A 14,850-nucleotide genomic window follows, 5' to 3' on the forward strand; every position below is an offset into this window, starting at 1 on the left:
GGGTCCGGCCAGCTGGGTCCGCGCTACATCTAGGGCAGGTATGGCCGGTTGGCGAGCCGGAACCCCCATGCCCGCGCAGGGGAGTCTGGAAAAAATGTCACGGGAGGCGGAACCTTGGCGGCGCTGTCGCGTTTCGCCTGCGGTGTCGTTCCGTGCAGAGCTTGGGGATCCGCTGCGGCAACGGGCAGTTGCGGGGCTGGCAGGGGCCGGCCAAATCGCGGATACCCAGCCGGACGGCACCGGGACAGGCAGGAGCGCGCGTGAAGAAATTCGAAGAACCGGCCATTCTGGCGGCCATTGTCGCAGCCATCGCTGCGGTGTTCACGCTGGATGTTTTTTATCCCATGGGCACGGCGGTCTGGATCATCTACCTGCTGCCGCTGGTGCTGGCCTTTGCCTCGCGCAGGCCGATGCTTCCGGTGGTGAGTGCCGTGGCCATCTGCATCATCATGGCGGTGGGGTATTTCCTTGACCGGCGCGGCATCGACCCGACCGTTGCCATGGCCAACCGCAGCATGGCGGGCGTGGTCATCCTGATCATCGGGGTGGTGGGCCGGTCGATGATCCTTGCCCGGACCGCCCTGACCCGCACAGACTGGGTGCAGCAGGGGCAGGTCGCGGTGTCCCGCGCCGTGCAGGGCGACAAGACCGTGGAGGCGCTGGGAGATCATGTGCTGCGCGCGCTGGCCGAACGCAGCGGCGCGCGGGCGGCGGTGGTCTGGGTGCGCTCTGGCCCCGAATTCCGCCGCGTGGCAAGCTGGGGCGTGGAGGAGTCGGACCTGCCGTCGCGCGTGGCGCAGGGGCATGGCCATCTGTGGCGCGCCGTGACCGACCAGAAGATCATCGAACTGGACACCACGCCGGAACAGGCGCTTGGCTGGGCCACCGGGCTTAGCCGCGGGCACTGTGCGCAGTCGGTGATCGTGCCGGTGGAAGACGGGCTGCAGATCAATGGTCTGCTGGAATTCGGCCTTGATGCGCCGATGTCGGGCCGGGTGCGCGAGCTGTTCGAACGGGTGTCGGACAAGATCGGCATCGCCTTCCGCTCGGCGCAGTATCGCGGCCAGCTTCAGGAACTGCTGGAGGAGACCCGCCGTCAGGCCGAGGAACTTCGCAACCAGACCGAAGAGCTTGCCGCCTCCAACGAGGAGCTGGAGGAGCAGGCCCGCGCCCTGCAGGACAGCCAGCGCCGTTTGGAGCATCAGCAGGCCGAGCTGGAAGAGCAGAACGCCCAGCTGGAAAGCCAGACGCAGGAGCTGGAGGAACAGCGCGACGCGCTGGCCCGGTCGCGCCGCCTGCTGGAGGACCAGTCGCAGGCGCTGGCCCGCGAAAGCCGCTACAAATCCGAATTTGTCGCCAACATGTCGCACGAACTGCGCACGCCGCTGAATGCGCTGCTGATCATGTCGCGGCTTCTGGCCGAAAACCGCGCGCGCACGCTGACCGATGAACAGGTCCGCTGGGCGCAGACCATCGAAAGCTCGGGGCAGGATCTGCTGACCCTCATCAACGACATTCTGGACCTGTCCAAGATCGAGGCGGGCAAGCTCGACATCGCCGCCGAGCCGGTGGCGCCAAAGGCCGTGGCGCAGAAGATGCTGCGCGGCTTCGAGATGCAGGCCCGCGCCAAGGGGCTGGACCTGTCCACCGAGGTCGACCCGAAGGCGACCGAGATCATGACCGATCCGGGGCGGCTGGAACAGGTGCTGCGCAATTTCCTGTCGAACGCCATCAAGTTCACCGAACGGGGCCGGGTCACGCTGCGGGTGACGCCTGCCCCGGGCGGCGGCGTGAGCTTTGCGGTGGAGGATACCGGCATCGGCATCGATATGGCCGAACAGGAAGCCGTGTTCGAGGCGTTCCGTCAGGCCGATGGCACCATCTCGCGCCGCTTTGGCGGCACCGGGCTGGGCCTGTCGATTTCGCGTGAACTGGCGGATCTGCTGGGCGGACGCATCACGCTGAAAAGCGAGAAGGGCCGGGGCAGCACCTTTGCGCTGACCCTGCCGAAACAGCTTCCCGGCCAGCCCGCCGCAAGCCTGCCCGCCGCCCTGCCAGAGCGCGCCGCGCCGCTTCCGGACCCCGCGCCCGCCGCTTTGGACGCCGCCGCGCTGAGTTTCGAAGCGCTGGAGGGGGTCGAGGATGACCGCGACGCGCTGACCCCCGGCGACCGCGTGATGCTGGTGGTGGAGGATGATCCGGCCTTTGCCGCCGTGCTGCTGGATCTGGCCCGCGAACTGGGCTTCCGCTGCGTCTGCGTGGGCCGGGCGGAGGATGCGCTGCGCGCCGCGCGCGCGCTTCTGCCTGCGGGCATCGTGCTGGATGTGGGCCTGCCCGATCATTCCGGCCTGTCGGTGCTGGACCAGCTCAAGCGCGACCCCGCCACGCGGCACATTCCCATCCACATGGCCTCTGCCGAGGATTACACCCATGTGGCGCTGTCGCAGGGCGCGCTCAGCTACATGCTGAAGCCGGTGCCGCGTGACGATCTGGAACAGGCCTTCCGCAAGCTGGAACACCGGCTGGAACAGCGCCTGCGCCGCGTGCTGATCGTGGAGGATGACCCCGCGCAGCTGGAGGGGCTGCAGGCGCTTCTGGGCAATGACGAGGTGGAAACCGTGGGCGCCGCCACCGCCGCCGAGGCGCTGGAGGCGTTCCGCGCCCATCCTTTCGACTGCATCGTGCTGGACATGACGCTGCCCGATGCCACCGGCTTTGACCTGCTGGAACAGCTCGACGCCGACAGCGCCACCTCTTTCCCGCCCGTCATCGTCTATACCGCCCGCGCCCTGTCGGAGGCGGAGGAACTGCGCCTGCGCCGCTATTCCAAGTCGATCATCATCAAGGGCGCCAAATCGCCCGAGCGGCTGATCGACGAGGTCACGCTGTTCCTGCATCAGGTGGTGTCGGATCTGCCGGAAAAGCAGCGCGCGCTGCTGGCCGCCTCGCTCAACCGCGACGCCATGCTGGAGGGGCGGCGCATTCTGGTGGTGGAGGATGACATCCGCAACGTCTACGCGCTGACCGGCATCTTCGAGCCGCATGGCGCCATGGTGCAGATCGCCCGCAATGGCCGCGAGGCGCTGGAGGCGCTGGCGCGCACCGCCGATGGCGCGGCGCCCAAGGTCGACCTTGTGCTGATGGACGTGATGATGCCGGAAATGGACGGGCTGACCGCCACGCGCGAGATCCGCAAGATCGACCGCTGGAAGGGCCTGCCGATCATCATGCTGACCGCCAAGGCCATGGCCGAGGACCAGAACCAGTGTCTTGCCGCCGGGGCCAATGATTACCTGCCGAAGCCCCTCGATGTGGACAAGCTGCTGTCGCTGACCCGCGTCTGGATGCCGCGATGACCGCCGCGCCGCTGCCCGCTGTCGGCACCGCCGAAGGGATCGAGCTGGATCTGTTCCTCGAGGCGCTGCACCGGCGCCATCATTACGATTTCCGGTCCTATTCACGCGCCTCGCTGCTGCGCCGCGCCGATCTGGCGCGGGAGCGGCTCGACTGCGAGACGCTGTCGGATCTGCAGAAGCGCCTGCTGCATGATCCGGACGTCCTGCCCGAGATCATCGACGCGATGACCGTGCAGGTCAGCGAGATGTTCCGCGATCCGTCCTATTTCCTTGCCCTGCGCCGCGAGGTGATCCCGCATCTGCGCACCTTCCCCTCGCTCAAGGTCTGGGTGGCGGGCTGTGCCGATGGCGAGGAGCTGTATTCGCTGGCGATCCTTTTCCGCGAGGAGGGGCTGTTCGACCGCACGCTGTTCTATGCGACGGAAATCAACCGCCGGGCGCTGGCGCGGGCGGAATCGGGCATCTATGACATCGACCGGCTGGCGGCGTTTTCGCACAACTATTACGGCGCGGGCGGGCGCGGTTCGCTGTCGGATTACTACACCGCCGGCTATGGCCGCGCGGTGATCGACCGCAGCCTGCGCGCGCGCACCGTGTTCACCGAACACAACCTTGCCACCGATCAGGTGTTTTCCGAAGTGCAGCTGATTTCCTGCCGCAACGTGCTGATCTATTTCGATTCGGTGCTGCAGGACCGCGCGGTGGGGCTGTTTGCGGAGGCTCTGGCGCGGGGCGGCTTTCTGGGTCTGGGCTCGCACGAGACGCTGCGCTTTTCGACCCATTCGGCGGCCTTCTCCACCTTCGACGAAACCGACCGCATCTGGCGGCGCACGACCTATTCTCAGGAGGCTCTCAATGCCGGCTGACCCCATCCGTTTTTTGATCGTCGATGACATCGAGGAAAACCTCATGGCGCTGGAGGCGCTGCTGCGTCGGGATGGTCTGGCCATCGACCGGGCTAAATCGGCGGATGCGGCGCTGGAACTGATGCTGCGCCACGATTACGCGCTGGCGCTGCTGGACGTGCACATGCCCGGCACCGACGGCTACGAGCTGGCAGAGATCATGCGCGGCACCGAACGCACCCGGTCCGTGCCGATCATCTTTGTCACCGCGTCCGAAGTGAACGAGGCGCGGCGCTTCCGCGGCTACGAGGCGGGGGCGGTGGACTACATCTTCAAGCCCATCGATCCGCTGATCCTGAAATCCAAGGCGGAGGTGTTTTTCCGCATCGGCCAGCAGGCGCGCGATCTGGAACGCCAGCGCGACCAGATGCTGGAGATCGCCCGTGCCCGCGACCGCGCCATGGCGCAGCTCAAGGCCCATGCCGACAATTCGCCGCTGGCGCTGGTGGAATGCGACGGCGCGCTGGTGATCCGGCGCTGGTCGCAGGGGGCGGAACGGCTGTTCGGGCGCAGTGCTTCGCAGATGGTGGGCCTGCCGCTGCCGCAGGCGGACTGGCTGAGCGCCGAAAACATCGGCGTGCTGTCGGGCTGGCTGGCCTCGGCGCCCGATCCCGCCACGCCGCCGCGCTTTTCCACCGAATTCACCCTGACGCAAAGCGACGGGCGCGCGCTGGAATGCGAGGTCTATGGCTCGGTTCTGGCCAGCGCCGAAGGCGCGCAGTCGCTGTCGCTGCAGATCCTCGACATCACCGAACGGCGGCAGGCCGAGGAGGTGCGGTCGCTGCTGATCGGCGAGCTGAACCACCGGATCAAGAACACGCTGGCCAATGTGCAGGCCATCGCGCGGCAGAGCCTGCGGCAGGCGGTGGATCTGCGGTCTTTCGAGCGCAGCTTCATGGGCCGGCTGCAGGCGCTTTCGCGGGCGCATTCGATCCTGTCGGATGCCACATGGGCCAGCGCGCCGCTGGACCAGCTGATCGATGACCAGATCCGCGCGGGCACGCTGGATGGCGAACGCCTGCACCGCTCCGGCCCGCGCGTGGACCTGTCGCCCGACACCATGCTGCGCATGGCGCTGATCCTGCACGAACTGGGCACCAATGCTGGCAAATACGGCGCGCTGAGCGTGCCGGAGGGCGAGGTGCATCTAAGTTGGGCGCTGGCGCCCGAGGGCCTGACCCTGCGCTGGGAGGAACGCGGCGGCCCCGTCGTGGCCACCCCGGACCGCAAGGGTTTTGGCATGACCATGATCGGATCCAGCGCCACCGGCGATGGCGACTGGTTCAACACCGACTGGCGCCCCGAAGGCGTGATCTGGACCTTCGGCCTGTCGCGCGGCGTGACCGCCACCCGCAGCCGCGCCATGGCGCAGACCGGCGACTGCCCCGCCGCCGCTGCGGGCGCGGGCGCGCTGGCGGGCCGCCGCGTGCTGGTGGTGGAGGACGAGCCGCTGGTGGCGCTGGACATCAGCTTCGAGCTGGAGGACGCGGGCGCCGAGGTGGTGGCCGTGGCGCGCACCCTGTCGGATGCGCTGGACACCGCGTCGCGGGTGCGCTGCGATCTGGCGCTGCTGGATGGCAACCTGAACGGCGAGCCGGTGGACCGGGTGGCGGCGCTGCTGGTCTCGCGCGGTATCCCGTTCTGTTTCGTTTCGGGCTACGGGCGCGAACATCTGCCGCGCGATTTCCAGACCGTGCCGCTGGTGGAAAAGCCGTTCAACCCCGACGCGCTGCGCTCGGTGCTCTGCGACATCATGGTGATGCCCGCCGCCGTGGACGTGCCGCCGCCGGGCCTGCCAGCCTGAACCTGCGGCCCCGCCCGGGGTGCGGAATTTATGCATCCTCTGCGCAGTTTTTGACCAGACGCGGCCCGCGAAGGGTTTTCACCGGCGCCGGATCCGCCCAGCATGGCGGATGCGGGCAGCGGATCCGCGCGTTCAGCCGAAAGGAATACAGGTTTGGAAGTTTTTGACACGATCTTCACGCTGGTGAACGACCTGACATGGGGCTGGGCGCTGGTGCCCTTTCTGGTGGTCATGGGCACGTTCTTCACCGTTGCCAGCGGCTTTGTGCAGTTCCGCTTCTTCCGCCGCATGTTCAACGTGCTGCGCAAGGGCTCGCAGACCGACGATCCCAACAAGATCTCGGCCCGCGCGGCGCTGCTTGTCTCGGTCGGCGGGCGCGTGGGCGGCGGCAACATTGCGGGCGTGGCCGTGGCCATCACCGCAGGTGGCCCCGGTGCGGTGTTCTGGATGTGGGCCATCGCGCTGATCGGCATGTGTTCGGCGCTGATCGAGTCGACGCTGGCGCAGGTCTTCAAGCGCAGCACGCCGGAGGGCGCCTATCGTGGCGGTCCCGCGCAGGCCATCATCCACGGGCTGGGCCCGCAGTATCGCTGGCTGGCGGTGATCTATGCGGTCTGTCTGATCGCCTCCTTCGCCGTGGGCTTCAACGCCTTTCAGGGCAACACCGTGGCGGGGGCGGCGCAGGACAGCCTTGGCGTGCCCCGGCTCTGGACCGGCATCTTTCTGGCGCTGGCCACCGCGGCCATCGTCTTTGGCGGCATCCGCCGCATCGCCAAGGCCGCCGACATCATCATCCCGGTGATGGCAGTGGGCTATCTCGCCATGGCGCTGCTGGTCATCGTGCTGAACCTTACCAGCCTGCCCGCCGTGCTGTGGGACATCGTCGCCAATGCCTTCGGCCTGCGCGAGGCGGTGGCGGGCGGCATGGGGGCCGCGCTGTCCAACGGCCTGCGCCGCGGGCTTTTCTCCAACGAGGCGGGACTGGGCTCGGCGCCGAACGTGGCGGCCACCGCCTATGTGCGCCACCCGGTGAGCCAGGGCATCACGCAAAGCTTTTCGGTCTTCATCGATACCATGATCATCTGCACCTGCACGGCCATGGTGATCCTTCTGGGCGATGTCTACGTGCCCGGCGCCGCCGAGGTGGATGGCGTGGTGCTGACCCAGCAGAGCCTTGTCAGCCACGTGGGAACCTGGGCGCAATATTTCCTGACGGCGGCGATCTTTCTCTTCGCCTTCTCCTCGATCATGTACAACTACTACCTTGGCGAGACCGCGCTCAACTTCCTGTTCCGCGGGGATGGCGGCGTGCTGGGGCTGCGGCTGGGGGTCATCGCCGTGGTCCTGCTGGGCGCCATTGCGCCGGGGGCGACGGCGGTGTTCAACTTCTCCGATCCGATGATGGGCATTCTGGCGGTGGTCAACCTGCTGGCGCTGATGATGCTCTTCCCGATCGCGCTGCGGCTCATCACCGACTTCCGCAGGCAGCTCGCGGAAGGGGTGGCGCGCCCGGTCTTCGATCCGGCGGGCTTCCCCGATCTGGACACCGATGCCACCGCATGGCCCGACGCGCCGCGTCGGCGCTGAGCGGGCAGGGCAGGCACTGGGGGCCGCAGCCGGGCGACCGGCGGCGGCCCTTGGCGTCCGGCCCGGGGCTGGCTCGCGCGAATCCGCCTTGCACGCTTGGGCGGGGATGAATAGAAGGCTCCAAATTCGGACGAAGGGGGCCGCGTGCCCCACTTGAAGCATATGAGGATTGGCATGCAGGTCACCGAGACGCTGAACGACGGGCTGAAGCGCACCTACGCGATCACCGTCACCGCCGCGGAGCTGGAAGAAAAGGTCAACGCCAAGCTGGCCGAAGCCCGGCCCGAAATCGAGATGAAGGGCTTCCGCAAGGGCAAGGTGCCGATGCCGCTGCTGAAGAAGCAGTATGGCCAGCGTCTGCTGGGCGAGACCATGCAGGAAGCCATCGACGGCGCCATGTCCGAGCATTTCGAACAGACCGGCGACCGTCCGGCCATGCAGCCTCAGGTCAAGATGACCAACGAGGACTGGTCCGAAGGCGACGACGTGCAGGTCGAGATGAGCTATGAAAAGCTGCCCGACGTGCCGGAAATCGACGCCTCGGCCATCACGCTGGAAAAGCTGGTGGTGAAGGCCGACGAGACCGCCGTGGACGAGGCGCTGGCGCAGCTGGCCGAAAACGCGCAGGATTTCAACGACCGCGCCGAGGATGCCGCCGCCGTGGACGGCGACCAGATCGTGATCGATTTTCTGGGCAAGGTCGATGGCGAGGCCTTTGAAGGTGGCGCCGCCGAGGATTACCCGCTGGTGCTGGGCTCCGGTTCGTTCATCCCCGGCTTCGAAGAGCAGCTTCTGGGCCTGAAGGCGGGCGACGAGAAGGCCGTCGAGGTGACCTTCCCCGAGGAATACGGCGCAGAGCATCTGGCGGGCAAGGCCGCCGTGTTCGACGTGACCGTGAAAGCCGTCAAGGAGCCGGTGGCTGCCGCCATCGACGACGAGCTGGCCAAGAAATTCGGCGCCGAGGATCTGGACGCCCTGAAGGGCCAGATCCGCGACCGTCTGGAAGCGGAATATACCGGGGCCGCGCGTCAGGTGATGAAGCGCGCGCTGCTGGACGCGCTGGACGGTCTGGTCAGCTTCGATCTGCCGCCCGCACTGGTGGAGGCCGAGGCCAAGCAGATCGCGCATCAGCTGTGGCACGAAGAGCATCCCGACGTGCATGACCACAACCACGACACCATCGAGCCCAGCGAAGAGCACCAGAAGCTGGCCGAGCGCCGCGTGCGTCTGGGGCTGCTGCTGGCCGATATCGGCCAGAAGGCCGAGGTCGAGGTCACCGATCAGGAAATGACCCAGGCCGTCATGGCGCAGGCCCGCCAGTATCCGGGTCAGGAGCGCGCCTTCTTCGACTTCGTGCGCCAGAACACCCAGATGCAGCAGCAGCTGCGCGCGCCGATCTTTGAAGACAAGGTGATCGATCACATCGTGGCCGGTGCCGTGGTGACCGAAAAAGAGATCACCAAGGACGAGCTGCAGGCCGCTGTCGAGGCGCTGGACGAGGAGTGATCCCCGCCCTCTGCAAGGCCTTCCGAGGCATCAGGGCCGCCCTTCGGGGCGGCCTTTTCTTTTGCGCGGGCGGCGGGAAGGGCAGGAGGGGGCGCTGCCCCCTCTTGGCGCGTGCCGCGCCAATTCACCCCCGGAGTTTAGGGGCAAGATGAAGGAGCAGGCGCGGCGCGGTGCGGCGGCACTGAGCGCGCGGCGGGAGGGGCCGCGTGCGCAACCGTGGAGGGCCATCTGGGGCAGGCTTGGCGCACGGTCGGGCGGAAGCGGACATGCGGCACCGGAGGGCGGCCTGGGGCGGGACAGGACGGGCCGCGCACGTGTCCGGGTGCCGGATGCAGGCTCGCCGGGCATGGGCCGGGGCTGAGAGTGCAAGGGGGGCAGGCGGCGCGCGTCCGGGTGCCGGATGCAGGCACGCCGCGCCGGAGGGCTGCATGGGGCCGGGCTGGTGGGCTGAGCTGAGCAGGCCTGCCGGGCCGCATAGGCAGGGGCCGAGGGCAGAGTGCGGCGCGCAGCCGGGCCCGGAAGCAGAAACGCCGCGCCGGGGGACCGGCGCGGCGTCTGTCTGTGCGGGATCGCGCCGGATCAGGCGTCGTCGCGCTCGTCCCGGTCTTCGTCGTCGGTGGCGCCACCGAGATCATCGAACAGTTCCGAGATCTCGAATTCGGCCTGTGCCTCTTCCTCGGCGGCCAGTTCCTGAATGGACTTGCCGGCGGCCTGAATTTCGGCCTCCTCGGGGGAGCGGGCGACGTTGAGCAGGATCACGACCGTCACCTCGGGGTGCAGGTGCACCTCGACTTCGTGCAGGCCCAGTTCCTTGATCGGCTTGCGGATCAGGACCTGCTTGCGGTCGATCGTGAAGCCGGCTTCGGTGGCGACATCGGCGGCGTCACGGGTGGTGACGGAGCCATAAAGCGCGCCGCCATCGGACGCCTGACGGATCACGACAAAGCGCTGGCCGTCAAGGTTCTGTGCCAGAGCCTCGGCTTCCTTGCGGGTGTCGAGGTTGCGCGCTTCAAGCTGGGCTTTCTGCGACTCGAAGGCGGCGATGTTCTCTTTCGAGGCGGTCAGCGCCTTGCCCTGCAGCAGCAGGTAGTTGCGGGCGAAGCCGGGCTTGACGTCGACGACATCGCCCATCTGGCCAAGCTTGGCCACGCGTTCCAGAAGGATGACTTGCATCTGTCTTGCTCCTTACTTCACGACGTAGGGCAGAAGGGCGAGGAAGCGGGCGCGCTTGATGGCGCGGGCCAGTTCACGCTGCTTCTTTGCGGAGACGGCGGTGATGCGCGAGGGCACGATCTTGCCGCGCTCGGAGATGTAGCGCTGCAGCAGACGGGTGTCCTTGTAGTCGATTTTCGGCGCATTGTCCCCGGAGAAGGGGCAGACCTTGCGGCGGCGGAAAAACGGTTTTGCGGCCATGGTTTAGCTCCTTTCCAGTTCAGTTGCGGCGTTCGCGGCGTTCGCCACGATCACCCCGGTCGCCACGATCACCCCGGTCGCCGCGATCTCCGCGGTCGCCGCGATCACCCCGGCCTTCGCGCTCGTCGCGCTTCTGCATCTGGGCGGAGGGGCCTTCCTCATGCGCTTCGACCTTGATGGTCAGGACGCGCATCACGTCGTCATGCAGACCCATCAGGCGCTGCATTTCCTGAACGGCGGACGCGGGCGCGTCGGTCTTCAGGAAGGCGTAGTGGCCCTTGCGGTTCTTGTTGATCTTGAACGCCATGGTCTTGACGCCCCAGTATTCGGATTCGACGACGGTGCCGCCGTTATCCGTCAGGACGGTGCCGAAATGTTCGACAAGACCTTCGGCCTGCGCGCTGGAAAGATCCTGACGCGCGATAAAGACATGCTCGTAAAGCGGCATGTGTGCTCCATTTGTGTCCGGGCGCATTTCATAGGGCAGGTCATCCACTCCGCACCTGCCCACGAGAGACTGCGCGTTTCATCGTCTCGCAGAGGGATGGCGCCGTATACACGCTTGGTCCATGGATTCAACCCCCGCCGCCGCCGCCCGGGCAATTCCTTGGTCATGCCCAATTCCGGCCTTCTTTTGACGCGAGGTTAACCTTGTGACGCGTAGCGAGGGAGAGAGCAAGATGTCCGCAGAAACCACGTTTCCGGTCGTACCAATGCCGGCGCAAGACAGCATCATCGTTCTGTTGCGGATGATCGTGCTGGTGGCGGGTGTCACGCTCTGGGCGGCGGCGCTGACCATCTGGCTGGTGCCCACCTCCGAAGGGCTGCCGGCGCTGCAACTGGTCCGGCTGGGGCTGTCGCTGTTTCTGGCGCTGACCGGCACCGCCTGCCTGCTGGGCGGGCGCAGCCAGCCGCAGCAGGGGCCGCAGCCGCGCCCCCTGCGGGAGTGAGTGTTCGTATTTCCACAGACCCTGTGGGCGAAGACCGGATTGCCGCGGCGCGGCACTGCCCCACATGAAGAGGCATCTGAAATCCTGATGGAGATGCCTTTCATGAAATCCTATCTGCTCGCCGGTGCGCTGGCGCTTGCCCCCCTTGCTGCTGCCGCCGAACCCGAAGCCTATTCGGTGGATCCGAGCCACAGCCAGATCGTGTTCTCCTACAACCACCTTGGCTATTCGGTCGGCTACGGCATGTTCTCCGGCTTCGAGGGCGTCATCTCCTATGATGCCGAAGAGCCTGCCGCCTCTTCCGTGGAAGTGTCCTTCCCGGTGCGCAGCATGATCACCGGCTGGGAAGCCCGGTTCGACCATTTCATGAGCGGCGATTTCTTCGACGCGGCCGAGGACGAGATGGTGACCTTCACCTCCACCGGCATCGAAGTGACCGGCGAGGACACCGCGCTGATCACCGGCGATCTGACCCTGAACGGCGAGACCAAGGAAGTCGTGCTGGACACCAAGCTGATGCAGGCAAGCGAGCATCCGATGGAAGGCAAGCCGTGGCTGGGCTTCACCGCCACCACCACGCTGCTGCGGTCGGATTTCAACCTTGGCATGTTCGCGCCCTATGTCAGCGACGAGGTCGAACTGAACATTTCCGTCGAGGCGATGAAGGCAGAGTGATCCAATCCTCTGTTCGGCCCGTATAAGGCCATGTAACGAGTGATGAATGCCCCCGGAGCCGCTGGTTCCGGGGGCTTTTCTGTCTCTGTCAGCGGCCCGCCCCGCGCGCGCGGAAATCGGCAAGGCTTTTGCCCGGCTCGTCCACGAAGAGCCCCGGCAGCGGCGTCAGCGCCGTGACCCGGTCAATGCGGAACGTGTCGAAATCCCGCGCGGTCTCGTTCCAGACCACGCAGGTCCAGACCCGGCCCCAGTAATCCAGATGCAGCGGGCGCACCTCCTGCGGGGGCTCGCCCTCGCGCAGGGTGACGCGCAGTTTCTGCCGGGCCCGGATTGCGGCGCGGAAGGCGGGCATGAAGCGGAAGCCCTCCGCCGCTTCGCGGAACGGGTAGGTGGCAAAGCCGAAACTGCCCGCCGCAGCCCCGGCATCCTCGGGCAGCACCGCGTCGATCTTGGCCGAAAGCGACCGCGCCGCCTGCGCCAGATCGGCCATGTCGGCGGCGCCGATGGCGGCGAGCCCCAGATGCAGCGCCTCCAGTTCCGGCTCGGTCAGGTTCAGCGGCGGCAGGGTGATGGCGGCCCGGGCGGTATAGCCGCGCCCGCGCTCGCCCTCGACCGGCACGCCGGAGGCGGCAAGCGTTTCCATGTCGCGGTAGATCGTGCGCACCGACACCTGCAGGGCGGCGGCCAAGTCCTCGGCGGTGTGCAGATGGCCATCCTTCAGCCGCTGCATCAGCGCGTAAAGCCGGTCGGTGCGGGACATGCGATTCGCCTTTCTGCCATGGGGCGGGCCGGGGTTTGCTGACATCATTCTGTCACCTGACAGGATACTGTCAGAAACTGTGACGATTTCCAGAGCCACAAGCGCCGTTCCGGGGCCTTGGTGCTTTTCAAGCGGTCGGAAAAGCCTCTAGAACCCGGACAGGGAATAAAACTCGGGCGCGCGCCGCTTCTGCCGCCGCCCCAACGGGAGAGACAACATGCTCAACAATATCGGGCTTCCGGGCATTCTGCTGATCGCCATCGTCGTGCTGGTGCTGTTCGGCCGCGGCAAGATCTCCAACCTCATGGGCGAGGTCGGCAAGGGCATCACCGCCTTCAAGAAGGGCGTCAGCGACGGGTCCAAGGACATCGAGGACGAGAAGGCAGACAAGGCCCGGGATGTGACCCCCGAGGACGAGAAGACCAAGGTCTGATCGCACATGTTCGATCTGGGCTGGTCGGAACTGCTGGTCATCGGCATCGTCGCGCTGATCGTTGTGGGACCAAAGGATTTGCCGGTGCTGTTCCGCAATGTCGGGCGCTTCATGGGCAAGGCACGCGGTATGGCGCGGGAATTCAGCCGCGCCATGAACGATGCCGCGGATGACTCCGGCATGCGCGACGTGGCGAAGACCTTCAAATCCGCCACGAACCCGCTGGGATCCGCGATGGACGGGGTGCGCGATGCCGCCCGGTCGATGACCGATCCCACGCCGCCGAAAAAGGGCGAGGGGCTGAAAGAGGATCCCGGCGCGCTTGATCCCGAACGCGCCGCGCAGAAGAAAAAGATCGAGGCGGGTGCCGCCCGCGCCGCCGCCGAACGCCAGAAACGCGAAGCCGAGGCCGCCGCCAAGCGCGCCGAGGACTCCGCGCGCAAGGCCGAGGAAATGGAAGCGGCGCTGAAGAAAGACGGTGAGGCATGAGCGAGGCGCATGACGAGATCGAGGACAGTTCCGCCCCGCTGATCGAGCATCTGGCGGAACTGCGCACGCGGCTGATCCGCGCGGTGGTGGCCTTCATCATCGGCATGGTGCTGGCCTTCACCGTGGCCGAACCCATCCTGCAGTTCCTGCTGGAACCGATCGAGGCGACGCTGCGCTCGCTGGGCGATCCGTCGCCCACGATGCAATACACCTCGCCGCAGGAATACCTGTTCACGCTGTTCCGGATTTCCATGGTGTTCGGCTTTGCGCTGGCCTTTCCGGTGATCTCCTACCAGCTGTGGCGCTTCGTGGCGCCGGGGCTTTACCGGTCGGAAAAGGGCGCCTTCCTGCCCTTCCTTGTCGCCTCGCCGGCGATGTTCCTGCTGGGGGCGAGCTTTGCGCATTTTGTCGTGACCCCGCTTGCCATGGCGTTCTTCCTTGGCTTTGCCGATGTGTCGTCGATCTTTGCCGAACTTCTGGCGCGTGCCGCCGACACGCTGCCCGCCGGTGTGCCGATCGACACCGCCGTGGTGCCGGAAAACAGCGAAGGCATGCGGATCACCTTCTTCGGCAAGGTGAACGAGTCGCTCGACATCACGCTGAAATTCATCATCGCCTTCGGGCTCTGTTTCCAGCTGCCGGTGCTGCTGACCCTGATGGGCAAGGCGGGGCTGGTGTCTTCCGAAGGTCTGGCCTCGGTGCGGAAATATGCCGTGGTGGCCATTCTGGTGCTGGCCGCCGTGGTCACGCCGCCCGATGTCACCACGCAGCTGATCCTGTTCGTGGTGGTCTACGGTCTTTATGAAATCTCGATCTTCCTTGTCCGCATGGTGGAAAAGAAGCGCGAGAAAGAGCTGAAGGCCCAAGGCCTGTGGTTCGAAGAAGAGCCTGATACCGAAAACGATCCTCTGATGAAGCAGTTCGACGAGGACGCGAAGGACGACCGCACGTGACCAAATCGACGCTGAAACG

At 66.4% G+C, this 14,850-nt stretch carries 14 protein-coding genes; 10 read left to right on the top strand and 4 right to left on the bottom strand.

The window, feature by feature from the left end; genetic code table 11:
* Window positions 1-260 precede the first annotated feature (260 nt).
* The 5 genes from VK682_RS17450 (at window position 261) to tig (ending at window position 9,158) form a co-directional block, all read left to right on the top strand.
* Window positions 261-3,356, top strand: coding sequence for a response regulator (locus tag VK682_RS17450; protein ID WP_230797509.1), 3,096 nt, complete (start codon window positions 261-263; stop codon window positions 3,354-3,356).
* Window positions 3,353-4,222: a CheR family methyltransferase gene (locus VK682_RS17455; RefSeq protein ID WP_230797510.1), complete on the top strand. Its 870-nt coding sequence runs from the start codon at window positions 3,353-3,355 to the stop codon at window positions 4,220-4,222. The genes VK682_RS17450 and VK682_RS17455 overlap by 4 nt, the downstream gene beginning before the upstream one ends.
* On the top strand, window positions 4,212-6,065 hold the full coding sequence (locus VK682_RS17460; RefSeq protein WP_230797511.1) for a response regulator: 1,854 nt from the start codon (window positions 4,212-4,214) through the stop codon (window positions 6,063-6,065). The genes VK682_RS17455 and VK682_RS17460 overlap by 11 nt, the downstream gene beginning before the upstream one ends.
* A gap of 153 nt (window positions 6,066-6,218) precedes the next feature.
* Window positions 6,219-7,652, top strand: a complete 1,434-nt coding sequence (locus VK682_RS17465; RefSeq protein WP_230797512.1) for an alanine/glycine:cation symporter family protein — start codon at window positions 6,219-6,221, stop codon at window positions 7,650-7,652.
* Window positions 7,653-7,826: 174 nt separating this feature from the next.
* A complete protein-coding gene (gene tig / locus VK682_RS17470) occupies window positions 7,827-9,158 on the top strand; it encodes a trigger factor (RefSeq protein WP_324782278.1) in 1,332 nt (443 codons plus the stop codon).
* Between the two features lie 579 nt (window positions 9,159-9,737).
* Here the strand turns inward: tig and rplI are convergent.
* From rplI to rpsF, 3 genes are read right to left on the bottom strand one after another with little or no spacing between them, the layout of a single operon-like run.
* Window positions 9,738-10,331: a 50S ribosomal protein L9 gene (gene rplI / locus VK682_RS17475; protein WP_089844218.1), complete on the bottom strand. Its 594-nt coding sequence runs from the start codon at window positions 10,329-10,331 to the stop codon at window positions 9,738-9,740.
* 12 nt (window positions 10,332-10,343) lie between these two features.
* Window positions 10,344-10,571: a 30S ribosomal protein S18 gene (gene rpsR, locus VK682_RS17480; RefSeq protein ID WP_089844216.1), complete on the bottom strand. Its 228-nt coding sequence runs from the start codon at window positions 10,569-10,571 to the stop codon at window positions 10,344-10,346.
* Between the two features lie 19 nt (window positions 10,572-10,590).
* A complete protein-coding gene (gene rpsF, locus VK682_RS17485) occupies window positions 10,591-11,019 on the bottom strand; it encodes a 30S ribosomal protein S6 (RefSeq protein WP_089844213.1) in 429 nt (142 codons plus the stop codon).
* Window positions 11,020-11,251: 232 nt separating this feature from the next.
* On the opposite strand from rpsF, the gene VK682_RS17490 reads away from it, so the two are divergent.
* Window positions 11,252-11,521: a hypothetical protein gene (locus VK682_RS17490; RefSeq protein ID WP_131821779.1), complete on the top strand. Its 270-nt coding sequence runs from the start codon at window positions 11,252-11,254 to the stop codon at window positions 11,519-11,521.
* Window positions 11,522-11,623: 102 nt separating this feature from the next.
* The gene (locus VK682_RS17495; protein WP_089844633.1) at window positions 11,624-12,196 is read left to right on the top strand and encodes a YceI family protein; all 573 of its coding nucleotides are present in this window, start codon (window positions 11,624-11,626) and stop codon (window positions 12,194-12,196) included.
* An 88-nt stretch (window positions 12,197-12,284) separates the two neighbouring features.
* On the opposite strand, the gene VK682_RS17500 is transcribed toward VK682_RS17495, so the two are convergent.
* Window positions 12,285-12,956 carry a helix-turn-helix transcriptional regulator gene (locus tag VK682_RS17500; protein ID WP_324782279.1) on the bottom strand — a complete coding sequence of 224 codons (672 nt, stop codon included), beginning with the start codon at window positions 12,954-12,956 and terminating at the stop codon, window positions 12,285-12,287.
* A gap of 217 nt (window positions 12,957-13,173) precedes the next feature.
* Between VK682_RS17500 and VK682_RS17505 the strand changes: the two genes are divergently transcribed.
* Genes VK682_RS17505 through tatC form a run of 3 tightly spaced genes read left to right on the top strand, consistent with a single transcriptional unit; the run spans window position 13,174 to window position 14,831 of the window.
* On the top strand, window positions 13,174-13,389 hold the full coding sequence (locus VK682_RS17505; protein WP_089844208.1) for a twin-arginine translocase TatA/TatE family subunit: 216 nt from the start codon (window positions 13,174-13,176) through the stop codon (window positions 13,387-13,389).
* A gap of 6 nt (window positions 13,390-13,395) precedes the next feature.
* Window positions 13,396-13,878: a Sec-independent protein translocase protein TatB gene (tatB, locus tag VK682_RS17510; protein WP_324782280.1), complete on the top strand. Its 483-nt coding sequence runs from the start codon at window positions 13,396-13,398 to the stop codon at window positions 13,876-13,878.
* A complete protein-coding gene (gene tatC, locus VK682_RS17515; protein ID WP_230797516.1) occupies window positions 13,875-14,831 on the top strand; it encodes a twin-arginine translocase subunit TatC in 957 nt (318 codons plus the stop codon). Before tatB ends, tatC begins: the two co-directional genes overlap by 4 nt.
* The last annotated feature ends 19 nt before the right edge of the window (window positions 14,832-14,850 follow it).

The sequence above is a fragment of the Salipiger marinus genome (assembly GCF_035481585.1).
Classification (GTDB): Bacteria; Pseudomonadota; Alphaproteobacteria; order Rhodobacterales; family Rhodobacteraceae; genus Salipiger; species Salipiger marinus.